This window comes from Rhodopseudomonas pseudopalustris, from assembly GCF_900110435.1.
Taxonomy (GTDB): domain Bacteria; phylum Pseudomonadota; class Alphaproteobacteria; order Rhizobiales; family Xanthobacteraceae; genus Rhodopseudomonas; species Rhodopseudomonas pseudopalustris.
This window is the reverse complement of sequence record NZ_FODT01000002.1, coordinates 513,025-529,119: the sequence shown is the minus strand read 5'-3', so window position 1 is coordinate 529,119 and position 16,095 is coordinate 513,025. Positions and strand designations below refer to the sequence as shown.

At 65.1% G+C, this 16,095-nt stretch carries 16 protein-coding genes; 10 read left to right on the top strand and 6 right to left on the bottom strand.

The window, feature by feature from the left end; genetic code table 11:
• Positions 1 to 237 precede the first annotated feature (237 nt).
• The 3 genes from BMY71_RS05865 to BMY71_RS05855 all read left to right on the top strand — a co-directional run bounded on the left by BMY71_RS05865 (position 238) and on the right by BMY71_RS05855 (position 2,246).
• Positions 238 to 540, top strand: coding sequence for a hypothetical protein (locus tag BMY71_RS05865; RefSeq protein WP_011501905.1), 303 nt, complete (start codon positions 238 to 240; stop codon positions 538 to 540).
• Between the two features lie 159 nt (positions 541 to 699).
• Complete coding sequence (locus BMY71_RS05860; protein ID WP_011501904.1) at positions 700 to 1,242, top strand: VOC family protein; 543 nt, start codon at positions 700 to 702, stop codon at positions 1,240 to 1,242.
• Positions 1,243 to 1,589: 347 nt separating this feature from the next.
• Complete coding sequence (locus BMY71_RS05855; RefSeq protein WP_092682318.1) at positions 1,590 to 2,246, top strand: hypothetical protein; 657 nt, start codon at positions 1,590 to 1,592, stop codon at positions 2,244 to 2,246.
• Between the two features lie 48 nt (positions 2,247 to 2,294).
• Here the strand turns inward: BMY71_RS05855 and BMY71_RS05850 are convergent, their stop codons facing one another.
• A complete protein-coding gene (locus BMY71_RS05850) occupies positions 2,295 to 2,570 on the bottom strand; it encodes a metal-sensitive transcriptional regulator (protein ID WP_011501902.1) in 276 nt (91 codons plus the stop codon).
• 53 nt (positions 2,571 to 2,623) lie between these two features.
• On the opposite strand from BMY71_RS05850, the gene BMY71_RS05845 reads away from it, so the two are divergent.
• Both BMY71_RS05845 and BMY71_RS05840 read left to right on the top strand, forming a co-directional pair.
• Positions 2,624 to 5,050 carry a heavy metal translocating P-type ATPase gene (locus BMY71_RS05845; protein ID WP_092682316.1) on the top strand — a complete coding sequence of 809 codons (2,427 nt, stop codon included), beginning with the start codon at positions 2,624 to 2,626 and terminating at the stop codon, positions 5,048 to 5,050.
• Positions 5,051 to 5,184: 134 nt separating this feature from the next.
• The gene (locus BMY71_RS05840) at positions 5,185 to 5,778 is read left to right on the top strand and encodes a hemerythrin domain-containing protein (protein WP_011501900.1); all 594 of its coding nucleotides are present in this window, start codon (positions 5,185 to 5,187) and stop codon (positions 5,776 to 5,778) included.
• 58 nt (positions 5,779 to 5,836) lie between these two features.
• On the opposite strand, the gene queD is transcribed toward BMY71_RS05840, so the two are convergent.
• On the bottom strand, positions 5,837 to 6,205 hold the full coding sequence (queD, locus tag BMY71_RS05835; protein ID WP_092682314.1) for a 6-carboxytetrahydropterin synthase QueD: 369 nt from the start codon (positions 6,203 to 6,205) through the stop codon (positions 5,837 to 5,839).
• Between the two features lie 369 nt (positions 6,206 to 6,574).
• On the opposite strand from queD, the gene BMY71_RS05830 reads away from it, so the two are divergent.
• A complete protein-coding gene (locus BMY71_RS05830) occupies positions 6,575 to 7,780 on the top strand; it encodes a GGDEF domain-containing protein (protein WP_041805205.1) in 1,206 nt (401 codons plus the stop codon).
• 44 nt (positions 7,781 to 7,824) lie between these two features.
• A complete protein-coding gene (locus BMY71_RS05825; protein ID WP_092682481.1) occupies positions 7,825 to 8,457 on the top strand; it encodes a peptidoglycan recognition protein family protein in 633 nt (210 codons plus the stop codon).
• A gap of 7 nt (positions 8,458 to 8,464) precedes the next feature.
• Here BMY71_RS05825 and BMY71_RS05820 read toward each other — a convergent pair whose 3' ends face one another.
• Positions 8,465 to 9,262, bottom strand: a complete 798-nt coding sequence (locus BMY71_RS05820; RefSeq protein ID WP_092682312.1) for an enoyl-CoA hydratase/isomerase family protein — start codon at positions 9,260 to 9,262, stop codon at positions 8,465 to 8,467.
• 377 nt (positions 9,263 to 9,639) lie between these two features.
• Here BMY71_RS05820 and BMY71_RS05810 point away from each other — a divergent pair, with 377 nt between their 5' ends.
• A complete protein-coding gene (locus BMY71_RS05810; protein ID WP_092682308.1) occupies positions 9,640 to 10,860 on the top strand; it encodes an ABC transporter substrate-binding protein in 1,221 nt (406 codons plus the stop codon).
• A gap of 84 nt (positions 10,861 to 10,944) precedes the next feature.
• A complete protein-coding gene (locus tag BMY71_RS05805; RefSeq protein ID WP_011501893.1) occupies positions 10,945 to 11,319 on the top strand; it encodes a hypothetical protein in 375 nt (124 codons plus the stop codon).
• 367 nt (positions 11,320 to 11,686) lie between these two features.
• Here BMY71_RS05805 and BMY71_RS05800 read toward each other — a convergent pair whose 3' ends face one another.
• The 3 genes from BMY71_RS05800 to BMY71_RS05790 are packed head-to-tail and all read right to left on the bottom strand — an operon-like array spanning position 11,687 to position 14,866.
• Positions 11,687 to 12,385: an ABC transporter ATP-binding protein gene (locus BMY71_RS05800; RefSeq protein ID WP_092682479.1), complete on the bottom strand. Its 699-nt coding sequence runs from the start codon at positions 12,383 to 12,385 to the stop codon at positions 11,687 to 11,689.
• Positions 12,378 to 13,604 carry an ABC transporter permease gene (locus tag BMY71_RS05795; protein WP_041805203.1) on the bottom strand — a complete coding sequence of 409 codons (1,227 nt, stop codon included), beginning with the start codon at positions 13,602 to 13,604 and terminating at the stop codon, positions 12,378 to 12,380. The genes BMY71_RS05800 and BMY71_RS05795 overlap by 8 nt, the downstream gene beginning before the upstream one ends.
• Positions 13,601 to 14,866 carry an efflux RND transporter periplasmic adaptor subunit gene (locus BMY71_RS05790; protein WP_011501890.1) on the bottom strand — a complete coding sequence of 422 codons (1,266 nt, stop codon included), beginning with the start codon at positions 14,864 to 14,866 and terminating at the stop codon, positions 13,601 to 13,603. Before BMY71_RS05790 ends, BMY71_RS05795 begins: the two co-directional genes overlap by 4 nt.
• 147 nt (positions 14,867 to 15,013) lie before the next feature.
• Here BMY71_RS05790 and BMY71_RS05785 point away from each other — a divergent pair, with 147 nt between their 5' ends.
• Positions 15,014 to 16,036: an alpha/beta fold hydrolase gene (locus BMY71_RS05785; protein WP_092682306.1), complete on the top strand. Its 1,023-nt coding sequence runs from the start codon at positions 15,014 to 15,016 to the stop codon at positions 16,034 to 16,036.
• The last annotated feature ends 59 nt before the right edge of the window (positions 16,037 to 16,095 follow it).

Genomic DNA, 16,095 nt, shown 5'->3' with positions numbered 1-16,095 from the left:
AACTGCCCGTTTTGTTCGGCAACGCGCGCTTCGGCGCGCGTTGCCATTTTTGATCCAGGTCAATCCAAATCGGCCGCATCAGGTGCATAAGTACCGCTAGCGGTAATATGCCAGCGAAATTGGCGCTTTCCATTAACGGAAAATAGCTCATGCGGTTGGCCGCACCGCCCATAGTCGTAGATCGTTAATTGCCGACGCGTATCGCTGTCGATGATCTGACCGATCGGGGTAACAACAATGAACCAGAAACTCAAAGTCACCGACGATATGGTCGCCAAGGCCACCGCTGCTTTCCGTGCCGCTGGCGGCCGTGACGATGTCAGCCTTCGCGCCGCGCTGGAAGCCGCGCTCGCCAACGAGACGTTCTCGGTCGGCGACGAGGTGACCGCCCATGGCAGCGTTACTGGGATCATCCTGTCGATCAGCGACGACGAGGCGCTGATCTCGTGGTCCTGCCGCGGCAAGACGACGACGAAATTGTCCGACCTCGACCACATCGATCAAGCCAATTCGGTCTCGGCCGAGCACTTCGCCGCCTGAGGCGCCTGTGATGCGCTGGCCGCCGCGCTGATGCGAAGCGCGGTTGGTACGTGCGCGAACTCGATCGGCCACAGCTGATCGTTGATCTACGTCAATCTCCCGGCCGCTCGCGTTTGATCCAATGCGGATCAAACGCAGTAAGCAAGTCGGGAGGATGTCATGCAGATCCAGCAAATCCACCACGTCGCCTATCGCTGTAAGGACGCCAAGCAGACGGTCGAATTCTACGGCCGGGTGATGGGTATGGATTTGATCGGGGCGATCGCCGAGGACAAGGTGCCCTCGACCAAAGCGCCCGACCCCTACATGCACATCTTCCTGGATGCCGGCGCCGGCAACATTCTGGCCTTCTTCGAACTGCCGAATTCGCCGCCGATGGGCCGCGATCCCAACACGCCCGACTGGACCCAGCACATCGCGTTCCAGGTCGAAAACATCGACGCGCTGCTGAGCGCGAAGCAGCGTGCCGAGGCCAACGGCCTCGACGTGGTCGGGCCGACCGACCACACCATCTTCAAGTCGATCTACTTCTGGGACCCAAGCGGCCACCGGCTCGAAGTCGCGGCCTGGACCGCAACGCCCCAGCAACTCGCGCAGATGAAGGATGTCGCCCATGCCATGGTCGACGAATGGGCGGAGACCAAGAAGCCGCCGCGCCATACCGCCTGGCTGCACCAGAAGGAATTCGCCGACGCCAAGTGACCAAACTCGCTGCAACGACCGAGTGAACCATGAGCCAAATGGTGCTCGCGGCGAGAGTAAGTCACGTCCCCTCGCTGATGCTGTCGGAAACCGATGAGAGTCCGCTGCGGCCGGCGCGGTGCAGTCGCTGCGCGGATTCGGCCGACGGGCGAAAGCGCGCGAGTCACATCTTTCGTGGTGTTCGACACCCACGGGCTTGAACGAGCCGCGGTGCCGGGCATTGTCATTGATGTGGGAGCCGAAGTTGGACTGGCTAGCGACTGCCGTGGCCGTCAAGCTTGACAAATCGCGCTCCCGGACGGCGAAATCATTGCGAACTTCGCGTGATCCGCTGCCTTGGGACGGGCATGACCGATTTCCGAACGCTGACCTCGATCCATCTTGCGATTGCGCTGGCCGCAGCGACCCTGCCGTCGCAAGCGCAGGCGGAGTGGTGGTCGAGCCGCGCACCGCTCGACTACGAGGATTGCATCGAGACAGGCGAGAAGGCCGCAGATGGCAAGGACGCCAAGGCGGCTCTTGTCGCGCAATGCGACGCGAAATTCGCGGGCCGGCGCAAGCCGGGCGGCGGCTACAGCTATTTCGACTTCATGCAGAACCGCAGCTTCGACATCGCCGGGCCGAACCCGACCGCCGAAGAATTGCGCAAGATGGACGAGCACTACACCGAATTTCTCGACCAGCGGCGCAAGACCATCATCGCCGCAGCGTTCGCAGCCAGACAGCAACAGATCGCAGCGCTAACGCAGGACAAGGCGCCGGCCGAGGCTCGCCCGATCGTCAAGCCGCGATTGGCTGTGGATAAGCCGCGTTCCGCACCTGCGAAGCCGCCTCCGCCGTCCGAGAAGGCGCGCACAGGCGACAAACAACGGCCGGTGCAAATGGCCAAATACGCCTGCAACAACGACCCGCTGTCCTGCGGCTGGACCCAGCTGTCCAACGGCATCACGGCGGTCAAGAAGTCGCTGTTTGGACCGCCGGCCAAGAAGAAGCAGTTGAACTGATCGGTCCATTGTTCGACCGCAACGTGGTCGTCTCTGGATCGTCTCGGATCAACGGCTGGACCGCTGGATCACCTCCATCAGTTCGGCGATCTTCTGGCGCTGATCGGACTTGTCGCCGCTTGCGATCGCATGTTCGACGCAATGCGCGACGTGATCTTTCAAGACCTCTTCCTCGACCCGCCGCAACGCCGCGCGGACCGCTGAAATCTGCGTGACGATGTCGATGCAATAGCGGTCCTCATCCAGCATTTTGGAGATGCCGCGCACCTGACCCTCGATCCTGCCGAGGCGCTTCTGACAAGATGCCTTGATGTCTGACTTCATCGCACTTACATACCCCTACACGGTATCGGTTTCAAGAACCACGGAGACGCAATATGCGGAGCATAGAGCAAGCGAGCAACGGCTCTCCTGGTGAAAAATCAAATTGTTGTTCCGGCAAAGCGAGCGACACCGCTCAGCAAGCCGCAGTTTCGTCCTGCTGCGGTGGCGACCATGAAGCCCCCTCACCTGCGGTCGCGAAGGTGATCGATCCGGTCTGCGGCATGAGCGTTGACCCGGCCACCAGCCAGCACCGTTTCGCGTATCGCGGGATCACGCACCATTTCTGCAGCGACGGATGTCTGACGAAGTTTGGCGCCGATCCCGTTTCCTATCTCGACAAGTCGAAGGCGCCGGTGGTGCCGGAGGGGACGATCTACACCTGCCCGATGGATCCGCAGATCCGTCAGGTCGGCCCGGGGAATTGCCCGATCTGCGGCATGGCGCTGGAGCCGGAACTCGTGTCGCTCGATGCGCCACCGAACGCCGAACTGATCGACATGACCCGCCGGTTCTGGATCGGGCTCGCACTGGCGCTGCCCACGGTGGTTCTGGAAATGGGCGGCCACCTCGTCGGCGGCCACGGCCTGATCGATCCGACATTGTCGAACTGGATCCAGCTCGCATCCGCAACGCCCGTGGTGCTGTGGGCAGGCTGGCCGTTCTTCGTGCGCGGCTGGCAGTCGCTGGTTACGCGCAACCTCAACATGTTCACGCTGGTCGCGATGGGAACCGGCGTCGCCTACGTCTACAGTCTGGTAGCAACTCTGGCGCCGCAGCTGTTTCCTCCAGCGCTCCGGAACCATGGCGACGCCGTGCCGGTGTATTTCGAAGCCGCCGCAGTCATCACCGTACTGGTGCTGCTCGGCCAGGTGCTCGAGCTGCGCGCCCGCGAGGCGACCTCCGGCGCGATCAAGGCGCTCCTCGACCTCGCGCCGAAGACCGCGCGGCGGATCGAGGCGGACGGCGCCGAGCAGGACGTCGAAATCGCCAGCCTCGCTGTTGGCGACAAGCTTCGCGTCCGTCCCGGCGAGAAGGTGCCGGTCGACGGCGTGATCCTCGAAGGCCGCTCGTCGCTGGATGAATCGCTGCTGACCGGCGAATCGATGCCGGTCACACGCGAGGCCGGCGGCAAGGTGGTCGCCGGCGCGCTGAATCAGTCCGGCGGCTTCGTGATGCGCGCCGATCAGATCGGCCGGGACACGATGCTGTCGCGGATCGTGCAGATGGTCGCGCAGGCGCAGCGGTCGCGCGCGCCGATCCAGCGTATCGCCGACCTCGTCGCCGGCTGGTTCGTGCCGGCCGTGGTACTGGCCGCACTTGCGTCTTTCGCCGCCTGGGCGACGTTCGGCCCCGAGCCGCGGCTGACTTTCGCATTGGTCGCCGCCGTGAGCGTGCTGATCATCGCCTGCCCCTGTGCGCTCGGCCTTGCAACGCCGATGTCGATCATGGTCGGCGTCGGTCGCGGCGCCCAGGCCGGCGTCTTGATCCGCAACGCCGAAGCACTCGAGCGGATGGAAAAGGTCGATACGCTGGTGATCGACAAGACCGGCACGCTGACCGAGGGCAAGCCCAAGGTGACCAAGATCGTCGCCGCGGCCGGCTTCGATGAGACCGACCTGCTGCGGCTTGCAGCCAGCGTCGAGCGCGCCAGCGAGCACCCGCTCGCCCATGCGATCATCGCCGAGGCCAAGGATCGCAACATCGAGCTCGCTCCGGTCGAAGCATTCGATGCCCCGACCGGCAAAGGCGCGACCGGCAAGGTCGCAGGCAGAACATTGGTGATCGGGAACGCCGCCTACCTCGCCTCGCTCGACATCGACACAAAAGAGCTGCGCGACCAGTCCGAGCAACTGCGCGCTGACGGCGCCACCGTCGTCAGCGTCGCGATCGACGGCCGGCTCGCAGGCCTGTTCGCCGTCGCCGACCCGGTCAAGGCTTCGACGCCCGAGGCGTTGAAGGCGCTCGCCGCTGACGGCCTCGCGGTGATCATGCTGACCGGCGACAACCGCACGACGGCGAACGCCATCGCGCGGAAACTCGGCATCGCCAATGTCGAAGCCGAAGTGCTGCCGGAGCAGAAGAACGCGGTCGTGGAAAATCTGCGCAAGCAAGGACGCGTCGTTGCGATGGCCGGGGACGGCGTCAACGACGCCCCTGCGCTGGCCGCGGCCGACGTCGGCATTGCAATGGGAACCGGCACGGACGTCGCGATGGAAAGCGCCGGCATCACGCTGCTGAAAGGCGACCTGCGCGGGATCGTCCGCGCGCGACATCTGTCGCGGGCGACGATGCGCAATATCAGGCAGAATCTGTTCTTTGCCTTCATCTACAATGCGGCGGGCATCCCGATCGCGGCCGGCGTCCTGTATCCGAGCTTCGGCCTGCTGCTGTCGCCGATCATTGCAGCGGCGGCGATGTCGCTGTCGTCGGTGAGTGTGATCGGCAATGCGCTGCGGCTGCGCACCGCCCGATTGGAGTGATTGCTTGTTGCGACTGATAGCGGCCCGCGGCCATTGATCTAACGCAAGGATCGACGCGCGCCGACCACTATCTTCCGCCTTGGATTTTTGCCGCAGCCGCGGTGTTTCCGGTCAGCGAGCAGTCGAGGTCAGCCATGTCACGAATCATTGAACTGCTGCACGAAGAGCACCGCAACATTGCGAAGCTCCTCAGTGTGATCGAGCGTGAACTCAGCGTGTTCGACCGTCGCGAACGGCCCGATTACGAAATCTTCCAGGCCATCATCCAGTACTTCAAGGAGTACCCGGAAGCCTGCCATCATCCCAAGGAAGATGTGGTCTATCAGATCCTCAAGGAACGCAATCCGGCGGTCGCCGGCGCTGTCGGAGACGTCGAGGCCGAGCACGAGGTCGAGGGCGAACGCCTGGCCCGCTTCGCCAAGGTGGTGGATGACGTGCTGGCCGACCAGGAACTGCCGCGCCAGACCTTCCACGCTGCTGCGCAGGATTTCCTCGAGCATCAGCGCCGCCACATGGCGAAGGAAGAGCAGTTGCTGTTCCCGGCCGCGCTGGAAACCCTGACTGCCGAGGACTGGGCCAAGATCGACGCCCGGATCGAGGCCAGCAAGGATCCGATGTTCGACGGCGAGACCACGAACAAATTCCAGAATCTCTACGCGACCATTCTGCGCTGGGAGCAGGAGACCGAGGAAGACCGCAACAGGGCCGCGGCCGCAGCTGCGCGCTGAACGGGCACGCCGGGACTCTGCGCCGGCGAACTGTAGCGCTTAATCCCGTATCCGACCGTCAATCGCCGGCGTCTTCGCCGGCGTAGTCCGCCCAGCAGTCGGGCGTCTCGTAGACCCGAACGTTCGACAATGCCGACAAAGACGGCTTGGTTCGGGTCCAGATCCAGATTGCGATATTTTCCGCGGTCGGGTTCTCCAGCCCTTCGATGTCGTTCAGGCAATAATGATCGAGCCTCGCCAGCAGCGGGCCGAACGAAGCCTCGATCTCGAAGAAATCCAGCACGAAGCCGGTCGTCGGATTGACGGGCCCGGAGAGCTGCAGCTCGACGCGATAAGAATGCCCGTGCATCCGGCGACAGCGATGCGTCTCCGGAACATTGGGCAATTGGTGGGCGGCTTCGAACCTGAACGCTTGCGTAATCTTCATTGATGTCGGGGGTTGGGGCGCATTGCGCCGTCGTCGGTCGCGGCGGACCCTATCGGAGCGCCGCCGGCATTTGAAGCAGGGTTTGCGGGAGAATCGCCCCTGAATCGATCAAAATAGCTTTTGGTCGTGCCCCACGGCGCTGCCTCGGCTTCCGGCCGATCGCAGCCGGCCACCGCGGCATGGTTAACGAAGGCTGACGCCAAGGCTGCGGAACGTTCATCCTTTTCAAACCAACTCGTAGCTTTCCGAGGCTCCCTTAGACTCCATTAAGCGCTGGACATGCAACCTGAAGGCAACTTCGGGAGCGGCTATGCATCAGCAAGTATTCCAGATCGGGGGCTTGGCAGCGCGTTGCGCCTTGGTTGCGCAATGTTGAGTATCCCGACGCTCTGGGTTGTCTTCCTGGTCAATTTCCTCGCGCTGGGCCTCGTCTGGACCCACGTGATGCGCAGCTATCCCAGTTTCACGCCGGCGCGTTACTGGACCGCATCCTGCTTCGTCGTCTCGCTCGGCGCAGTCTTCGGCATGCTGCGGGGCGTGTTGGACACAAAGGTGATGCTGATCGCGGGCGGCGGCGCCGTCGCCTTCGCGGCCTTCCTGATCTTGATGGGAATCTACCGCTTCTACGGCCGGCGTTTGAGCTGGTGGCTTCCGCTAAGCATGACCGCCTTTTGCGTCGGGGGTCTCGCCTTCTTTCTTCTGGTTGTCGACTCGATGGCGACGAGGATCGTGATCTACTCGCTCTCCCAGGCGGTGCCGCTGGCGATGACGCTGCCGCTGACGATGTCGCGCACAGCCCACCGCAATCCCGGCGCACGGATGGCCGGCACGGTGGCGATCCTGATGCTCGCGACCTACACGGTCCGCTCGGTCGCTGCGATGATGGGCGTCGGCGGCGAATTGTCGATCATCGAGTTCAATAATTTCCAGGCCTCGCTGGTTCTGGCGCTGGTGTTCCTGTCGATGACGCTGAACTTCGCCTTCATGCTGATGGCGATCGACCGGCTGCGGTCCGAGGTCGAAAATCTCGCGCTGCTCGACGACCTGACCGGCATCGCCAATCGACGCCACCTGCTGCAGCGGATGGCCAAACAGTGCCAGATCTCGACGCAGACCGGCGAACCCTTCACGGTGCTGGCGATCGACCTCGACGGCTTCAAGGCCATCAATGACGGCCACGGCCACGCGGCGGGCGACGAATGCCTGCGACGGTTCTCACGCGCCACGCAGACGCGACTGCGTCCCGGCGATCTTCTAGCGCGCGCCGGCGGCGACGAGTTCTGTGTGGTGATGCCGGCGACCACCTTGCGCGAAGGCGCGATGATCGCCCGCCACATCCTCGAGGAAAGTCGCGCGCTGTCGGCGCGGGGTAAAGACGACGGGATCAACATCGCCGCATCGATCGGCGTGGCGCAGTGGACGCAGCAAATCGGTATGCATCCCGAGCGGCTGATCGCGGCGGCGGACGCGGCGCTGTACAATGCGAAGAAACTCGGCAAGGATCGCTATGCGGTCCATGAACTGGCGCCGGAACCTCCGCCTCCCGCATTCGAGCCATGGCGCAAAACCGCCTGATCCAAGCCGCTCGCAAGGCTCCCGTCGGTGATCCATTGCCGTCGATGATTCACCGCCTGATCGGATTGGCGCTGTTGGCCGCGGCGCTGTTGCCGTTGCGAGAGGCACAGGCGCAAGCGCCATCGACGGATCTGGCGACGATCGCGCGTGGTTCGGGCACGCCGGAGATTCCCGGGCTCAAGATCGTCTGGCTCGCGCCGTGGGGCGATTACAGGAAGGCGCCGTGGCGCAACATCATCGTGCACCAGACCGAGGGACCGGCCGGATCGGCGCGCAACGGCGCGCGCGCGCAGGCGAATAACCCGACCCGGCGCGGCGTCACGGTCTGGGTCGAGACCGACGGCACGGTGTATTGGGCGACGCCGGAAACCTTCGTCACGACCCATGGCGACGGTGCCAACCGCAACGACAACAAATACATCGACAACAAGTCGACGTTCCGTCAGGTGGTCCGCGACAATTCGATCGGGGTCGAGTTCGCCGGCAATTATCCGGATGTCACCGCGCCCGCCACCGCGGCGCAGATCGCGGCATGGCGCGTTCTGGTGCGGGTACTTCGCACCCGCTACGACATCCCGGCCGACCGCGTCTATGCCCACAACTGGATCGACTACAAGGACGCGCGCTATTGCGAAGGCTGCGAGCTGGCGAAACTGGCGCGTGATCCGTCTTTCTGACGCCAGGCTACTTGCCCTTCCACTCCGGCTTGCGCTTGCCGAGGAAGGCTTCCATCCCTTCGCGGAAATCTTCGCTCATATAGGCGCGCAGGATCAGATCCTCGCCCTCGTCGCGGGACAGCGTCCGCCGGATCCGGCGCACCGCCTCTTTGGTGACTTCCAGAGTGATCGGCGCGTGGCTTGCCATCAATTGCGCGGTCTCGGTGGCGCGGCGCTGCAACGTCTCGACGTCCGGCGTTACTTCGTTCAATAGCCCGAGCGCCAGCGCCTCCGGCGCCTCGATCAGCCGCGCGGTGAAAATCATGTCCTTGGTTCGCGCCGGGCCGACCAGCGCGATCAGGCGGCTGATGTTGGACATCGACAGGCAATTGCCGAGCGTGCGCGCAATCGGAAACCCGATCCTCGTTGCGGCGGTGCCGATCCGGAAGTCACAGCAGGCCGCGATGCCTGCGCCGCCGCCGGTGCAGGCGCCTGCGATCGCGGCGATCACCGGGACGCGGCATTGCTCCAGCGCGCCGAGCACGCGGTCGATCCGGGCTTCGTAATCGAGCGCGTCCTGCGCCGTCTTGAAGGCGCGGAACTGCGAAATGTCGGTGCCCGCGGCGAACGCCTTGTCGCCCGCGCCGGTCAGGATCAGCGCCTTGATCGAACGGTCTGCATTGATCTCTTCGCAGATTGCCGCCATCCGCTCGTACATCGCAAAGGTCAGCGCGTTGCGCGCCTGCGGTCGGTTGAAGGTCAGGCGGCCGATGCCATCCGCGACGGTGTAGAGCAGATCTTCATCGGCGGACGGGCTGGCGTTCATCGCGACTCTTTCGGAATGTTGTGCAGGACCGGCAACGAGCAACTCTGCCGACCGCTTAGCATCGTTTTCGCGGCGTGTCGCCGCAGCGGCCATGATGCGAGCAGCGTCGCCGGGATCGTGACTTGCATCACGCCGACTGCGCCTTCGCCGACTGCGCCTTCAAAGGGGTGCGCGATGCGTGCCGGGATCGCGCGCCCCAATTATCATGATGGCGACGCCGGCGAACAGGAACAATTTCAGCGTGTGACCGCAGCCTCGGCTCAGCCGGTGTCGGCCCCTGGTCGTCGCTTCGCGCCGGCAAATTGCAGCAGCTTCGGAATGGTGTAAGTTCGCGATCACAACACGGCCGAAGAGCCGGAACAAGGGAGAAGACCAGAATGTTCGCCAAGCCTCTCGCGGCGGCGATGATGACGGCTGCGCTCATGTCATCCTCGACCGCATTCGCCCAGGTGTCCGACGACATCGTCAAGATCGGTGTACTGACCGATATGAACGGTCCCGCGTCGACGCCGACCGGCCAGGGTTCGATGACGGCCGCGCAAATGGCGATCGACGATTTCGGCGGCCAGGTGCTGGGCAAGCCGATCAGCGTCATCGTCGGCGACCACCAGCTCAAGCCCGACATCGGCGGCGCTCTGGCGCGGCGCTGGTACGACGTCGAACAGGTCGACCTGATCGTCGACGTGCCGGTCTCCGCGGTCGGTCTCGCGGTTCAGAACATCGCTAACGAAAAGAAGCGGATGTTCATCACGCAATCGACCGGCGCCGCCGATTTTCACGGCAAGTACTGCAGCCCCTACACGATGCAATGGGTGTTCGACACCCGCGCGCTCGCGGTCGGCACCGCGCAGGAGGTGGTGAAACGCGGCGGCGACACCTGGTTCTTCATCACCGACGACTATGCCTTCGGCCTGTCGCTGGAGCGCGACGCCGCAGCGGTGGTGACCAAGACCGGCGGCAAGGTGCTCGGCTCGGTGCGTCCGCCGTTCGCGACGCCGGACCTGTCGTCCTTCGTACTTCAGGCTCAGGCCTCGAAGGCCAAGATCATCGGCATCGCCGGCGGCCCGCCGAACAACATCAATGAAATTAAGACCGGCGCCGAGTTCGGCGTCTTCAAGGGCGGACAACAGATGGCGGCGCTGCTGGCGCTGATCACCGACATCCATTCGCTCGGCCTGCCCGCCGCGCAGGGCCTGTTACTGACGACGTCGTTTTATTGGGACATGGACGACAAGACCCGCGAATGGTCGAAGCGCTACTTCGCCAAGATGAACCGGATGCCGACGATGTGGCAGGCCGGCGTGTATTCCGCGGTGACGCACTATCTGCAAGGCATCAAGGAGGCCGGCACCGACGAGCCGCTCAAGGTCGCCGCCAAGATGCGCGAGAAGCCGATCGAGGATTTCTTCTCGCGCAATGGCAAGTTGCGCGAGGACGGTCTGATGGTGCACGACTTGATGCTGGTTCAGGTCAAGAGCCCGGAGGAGTCAAAATATCCGTGGGACTATTACAAGATCCTCGCGCATATCTCCGGTGAAGAGGCGTTCGGCCCGCCCGACCCGGCCTGCCCGTTGATCAAGAAACAGGCGGCGAATTGATCGAGCGCATGATCCGGGCGGCGATCGGAAGATAAGGAACCCGGGGCGCCGGCCGATCCGGCGCACCCTCTGAAAGGACCGCTCATGACTGCCCACCACTTCCACGCCGTGATCTGGATTGACCACAAGGAAGCGCGCGTCTTCCATTTCAATCCGGACGATGTCGAGCGCACGGTCGTGCATCCGGATCATCCCACCAAGCATCTGCAACACAAGGCCGAGGATCCGCACTACCTGAAGGCGGCGATGGACGCAATTTCGGACGCCGGCGCGGTGCTGGTGGTCGGCCCGGCCCAGACCAAGAACGAGCTTGTCAAATATATCGAACAGCATAATCCGGCGCTGAAGGCGAAGATCGCCGCGGTCGAGACCGTCGATCATCCGAGCGATGGCCAGATCGTCGCCCACGCCCGCAAATACTTCAAAGCCGAAGACCGCATCACGCCGCAGACGCGCTGAGCGGCCCGGCGCGGAACCACGGCTTGGTGCGCGTGAAGGTCCCGGTTCTGCGAAGCGGCATTGCATGCCGCATCGCGACCGGGACACGGGATGGCGAGGCTTGTCGCCGCTCCCGGGCGACATCCTGAGGCGCTCGCCGTCTTCGGCGAGCCTCGAAGGATGGCGCGTCGCTGGCAGCAAGGCTGTGATGCGTGCGGCCCATCCTTCGAGGCTCGCTGCGCTCGCGCCTCAGGATGACGGAGCGCGAGTGGCGAAAGCCTGCGTGGCGACCAAATACACTGTTAAACAGCGACGCTGAATTGCTCTCGCGGCTCCGATGAGCCCGAGCTACGGGGCGTAGCGATCGGCTTCGCTGCGCCTATCCCGGCTAAGGCAAACTCACGCCCGACGCCGCGATCCGCCCGTCGACCACCTGGACGATCCGGTCGCAGCTTTTGGCGAGGTCGTCGTTGTGGGTGACCAGCAGAAACGTGGTGCCGCGTTCGCGGTTGATCTCGCGCATCAGTTCGAACACGTCATTGGCCGATTTGGTGTCGAGATTGCCGGTCGGCTCGTCGGCGAGCACGAGGTCGGGATTCATCGCCAACGCGCGGGCGATGGCGACGCGCTGCTGCTGACCGCCGGACATGTTGGCGGCGTTGTTGTTGCGCCAGCGGCTCAGACCGACGCGATCGAGTAATTCGTCGGCGCGGCGCTCCATCTCCCCGTCCGGGCGGCCGCGATCGACCAGCATCGGCATCATCACGTTCTCGCGCGCGGTGAAGGCCGAGATCAGATAGTGATACTGAAATACGAAGCCGATCGCGCGGCCGCGCAGCTGCGTCAGCGCCGCATCGCCGAGTTGTCCCGCGTCCACGCCGTTGATCAGAAGCCGCCCGGCGGTCGGCCGGTCGAGCAGGCCGATGATGTTGAGCAGCGTCGACTTGCCCGAGCCCGACGGCCCCATCAGCGCCAGAAAGTCGCGTGCGTGCAGGGTGAGGTCGATGCCGTGCAGCACCTCGGTCTCGACCGGGGTGCCGACATTGTAGGACTTGCGGATGCCGTCGAGGCGCAGGACTTCAGCCACGGATCGCCACCACCGGATCGAGCCGCGCCGCACGCAGCGCCGGGGCGATCGCCGCCGCGACGCCGGTGAGCGTCGCCAATAACGACGACGCGATGAAAAGTTCGGATTCCAGGATCAGCGGAAACAGCTCGCTGCCGTCGACCTGGCGCGCCGACTGGTGCCACGCGAACAGCGCCAGCGCGCCGAGACCCGAGCCGATCAGTGCGCCGATGAAGCCGAGCAGCCCGCCCTGGATCAGGAACACCCGCAGGATCTGCTCGCGCCGGGCTCCCATCGCGCGCAGGATGCCGATGTCCTTGGAGCGCTGGATCACCGAAACGATCAGCACCGCCGCGATGCCGAACGCCACCGACAGGCCGACGAACAGCCGGATCAGCGTGTTGGAATTCTGCTGCGCCTTCACCGCGGTGAAGAACTGCGCGTTGGTCCTGATCCAGCTGTCGGCCTTGACCGGCAGCGTCGCCTGGATTTCCTGCGCGATGGTCTCCGCCGTGTAGATATCCGCGACAGTGATGTCGATCGAGGTCACGCCGCCGATCAGGCCCAACATGCTCTGGGCGTTGCGCAGCGTCACGAAGGTGTTGCGCTGATTGGCGGCCTTGTTGCCGAAATCGAAGATGCCCTTGATGGTCAGGACTCGATTGCCGGCCAGCGGCGTCGAGACGATGATCTTGTCCCCGAGCGAAGCGCCGAGATCGCGCGCCAGCTCGACGCCGATCAGGATGCCCTCGGTGGTGATCTGGGCTTCGCCGGCGACGATGAAGTCCGGTACCTTGACGATCTGGAAATAGATCTCCGGCTCGATGCCGTACAGCGTGATCGCGCGGCTGGTGTCGCCGCGCAGCGCCAACGCCGAGCCCGACGCGGTGGCGGCGGCGTAGACGACGTCGGGCCGCGCCTGCATCTCGGCGCGGATCTTCGGCCATTGGTCGATCGAGATGACGCGCTGGGTCGGGCGCTGCACCGTCGCGACCTCGACCGTGCCGGGCTCGTCGCGCAGCGGCCGCGCCACTTGGTCCGGCGGGATCAACTGGATCTGCGGCTGCGAGGTCAGCACGCGCTTGATGAAATTGGCCTGCAACCCGGCCAGCATCGCCGACATGAAGACGATGACGCCGACGCCGATCGCGATGCCGCCGACGATCACCAGCGTCTGCAGCGCGCCGTCGAGCAGGAAACGCACCGCGGCGATCCACTCGAACGGCAGCCAGCGCTTCACGGCACGACCACGCGGATGCGTTGGTCGGGCTTGACGCCGGTGGTGAGCGGGATCACCCGGTCGCCCGGCACGAGCCCCTCGATCACTTCATAGGCGCCGACGCCACGCAGGCCGAGCCTGACCGGCTGCCGGATTGCGCGGCCGTTCTCGGCCTTCAGCACATAGGGCACCGTCGTCGCGTCGTTGACCGCCCGCGCCGGGACGATCACCGCATTTTCGCGACGGGCGGTGGCGATGTCGACAGACACCGTCATGTCCTGGCGCAGATAGTTCGGCGGGTCGGTCACTGCGAGCTTGATCTCGACCGAGGCGCGGTTGATGTCGACCGACGGGTTGATGTAGCTGAGCCGCGCCGCGAACCGCTTGTCGGGATAGGCGTCGGCCGAGGCCAGCGCGCTCTGGCCGAGCGCGAGCTGGCCGAGATTCTTCTCGTCGATCTGCACCACGATCTGGCTGTCGCCGGCCGGCGCCAACACCAGCAGCGCCTTGCCCGGCTGCACCACGCTGCCGCGCTCGACCTTGCGGGTGATCAGCACGCCGTCGCGCGGCGCGACGATGCTGGCGTAACCGAGCCGTGCGCGTGCGGTGTTGAGATTGGCGCGGGCCTGACCGAGCAGGGTCTCGGCCATCACATAATCGCTACCGACCGGGCTCGAGGTGTAGACTTGCAGCTCGGCGGTGCGGACCTGGGTGCGAGCGACGTCGAGATTCTTGGTGGCGTCGTCGAGCGTCGCCTTGGTGCCGTAGCCCGACGCGGCGAGCTTCGACGCGCGCTCATAGGCGGCTTCCGCATTGAGCAGATTGGCGTGCGCCTGCTGCAGCGCCTGATCGGCGGCCGGCTTGGTCAGCTCGCGGAGCTGGCGCACCCGCGCCTCGGCCTGCGCCACCGCGCCCTCGGCCTGCACCATTGCGGCCTGCAGCTCGCTGGCCTCGATCGCGACCAGCTTCTGGCCCTCGCGGACCTCCTGGCCTTCGCGCACCAGCACGTCGGCGACGGTGCCGGTGATCTGGCTGCCGATCTCGACCCGGTAGGGGGTCTCGATGTGGCCGCTGGCGACCACCGTCTGCACGAGATTGCCGCGCTCCACCAGGACGGCGATGACTTGCGGACCGAACATCAGCCGGGCCAGACCAAGCCCCGCGGCGAGCAGCACCAGCGCAATGCCGAGCACCGACCATTTGCGCCGCCAGGCCGCGCTCAGCCAATGGCTCAAGCTCGAGGCCGGCGCCGCGCCAACCGGCTGGTCCGCATGAAGATCCATCTTTGTCCGTCTGTTGCGCCACAGCCCTACACCGGCAAGCGAATTGCACGATTGCGAAAGATCAATTGCATGGGCGGCGGCGCATGGTCCATTTCCGTTGTCGCAGCGGACCTTGTCCGCCATTCTCGATATGGGCGAAGGGATCCGATGACAGCGATCGTCTTGCTGGTGCTGGCCGTTGCCGCAGTGTTCGCGGCGGCGGGCGCGGCGTCGTGGGCAATGACGCGGACGCTCGAGGCGCGCACGCCGCCGCGCGGCGTGTTCGTCAACGCGAGCGGCGTGCGGCTGCATGCGCTCGATCTCGCCCCCGCGCAGCCGCTGGCCCGGCCGACGCCGACGGTGCTGCTGTTGCACGGGGCCAATCTCTGCAGCGAAGACATGCGGATGGCGCTCGGCGAGCGGCTGTCGCAGAAACTGCGTGTGATCATCCCGGACCGGCCGGGGCAAGGCTACAGCGCCACCGGCACCGGGCCGGTGGCCTCGCCGGCCTATCAGGTCTCGCTGCTGCGCGAATTGATGCGCAGCCTGGATGCCGGACCGCTGATCGTGGTCGGACATTCGTTCGGCGGGCTGATCGCGCTGCGCTATGCGCTCGACAATCCCGACGCGGTGGCGGGGCTGGTGCTGATCAACCCGACCACTCATCCCCGCCCCGCAGGACTGCCGCTGTTCCAGCGCGTCGCCGGGGTTCTGATCGGGCCGCTGGTGACGAAAACGCTGCTGCCGCCGCTGTCGCTGGCGATGATGGGGCGGATCACCGCGCGGATCTTCCGCCCCGAGAGGCCGCCGCCGGCCTATGCCGAGACCAGCCGACTGGCGCTGGCGCTGACCGCAAAGCGCTTCGGGGCAAGCCTCGAGGAATATTCCGGGCTGCGCGACCAACTGATCGATCACGTGCCGCGCTATGGCGGCGTCAGCGTGCCGACCGTCATCCTCGCCGGCAGCGCCGATCCGGTGGTGCCGCCGCAAATCCACGCCGAGGCGCTGGCCAAGGCCGTGCCGCAGGCGCGGCTGGTGCGGCTCGCCGGCGCCGGGCACATGGCGCACCATGCCCATGCCGAGGCGATCGCCGCCGAGATCGAGCGGCTGGCGGGCTGCGCCGGCGGCCAGACCACGCTGCGCGCGGTGGAGCGCCCGCTGCAGGCCGGCGCCGGAACGCATCGAACTTGACATCGGCCGGGGCAATGATGAAACCCGATGCAGTTGGTTCGCGTTCATTTGCCGACAAG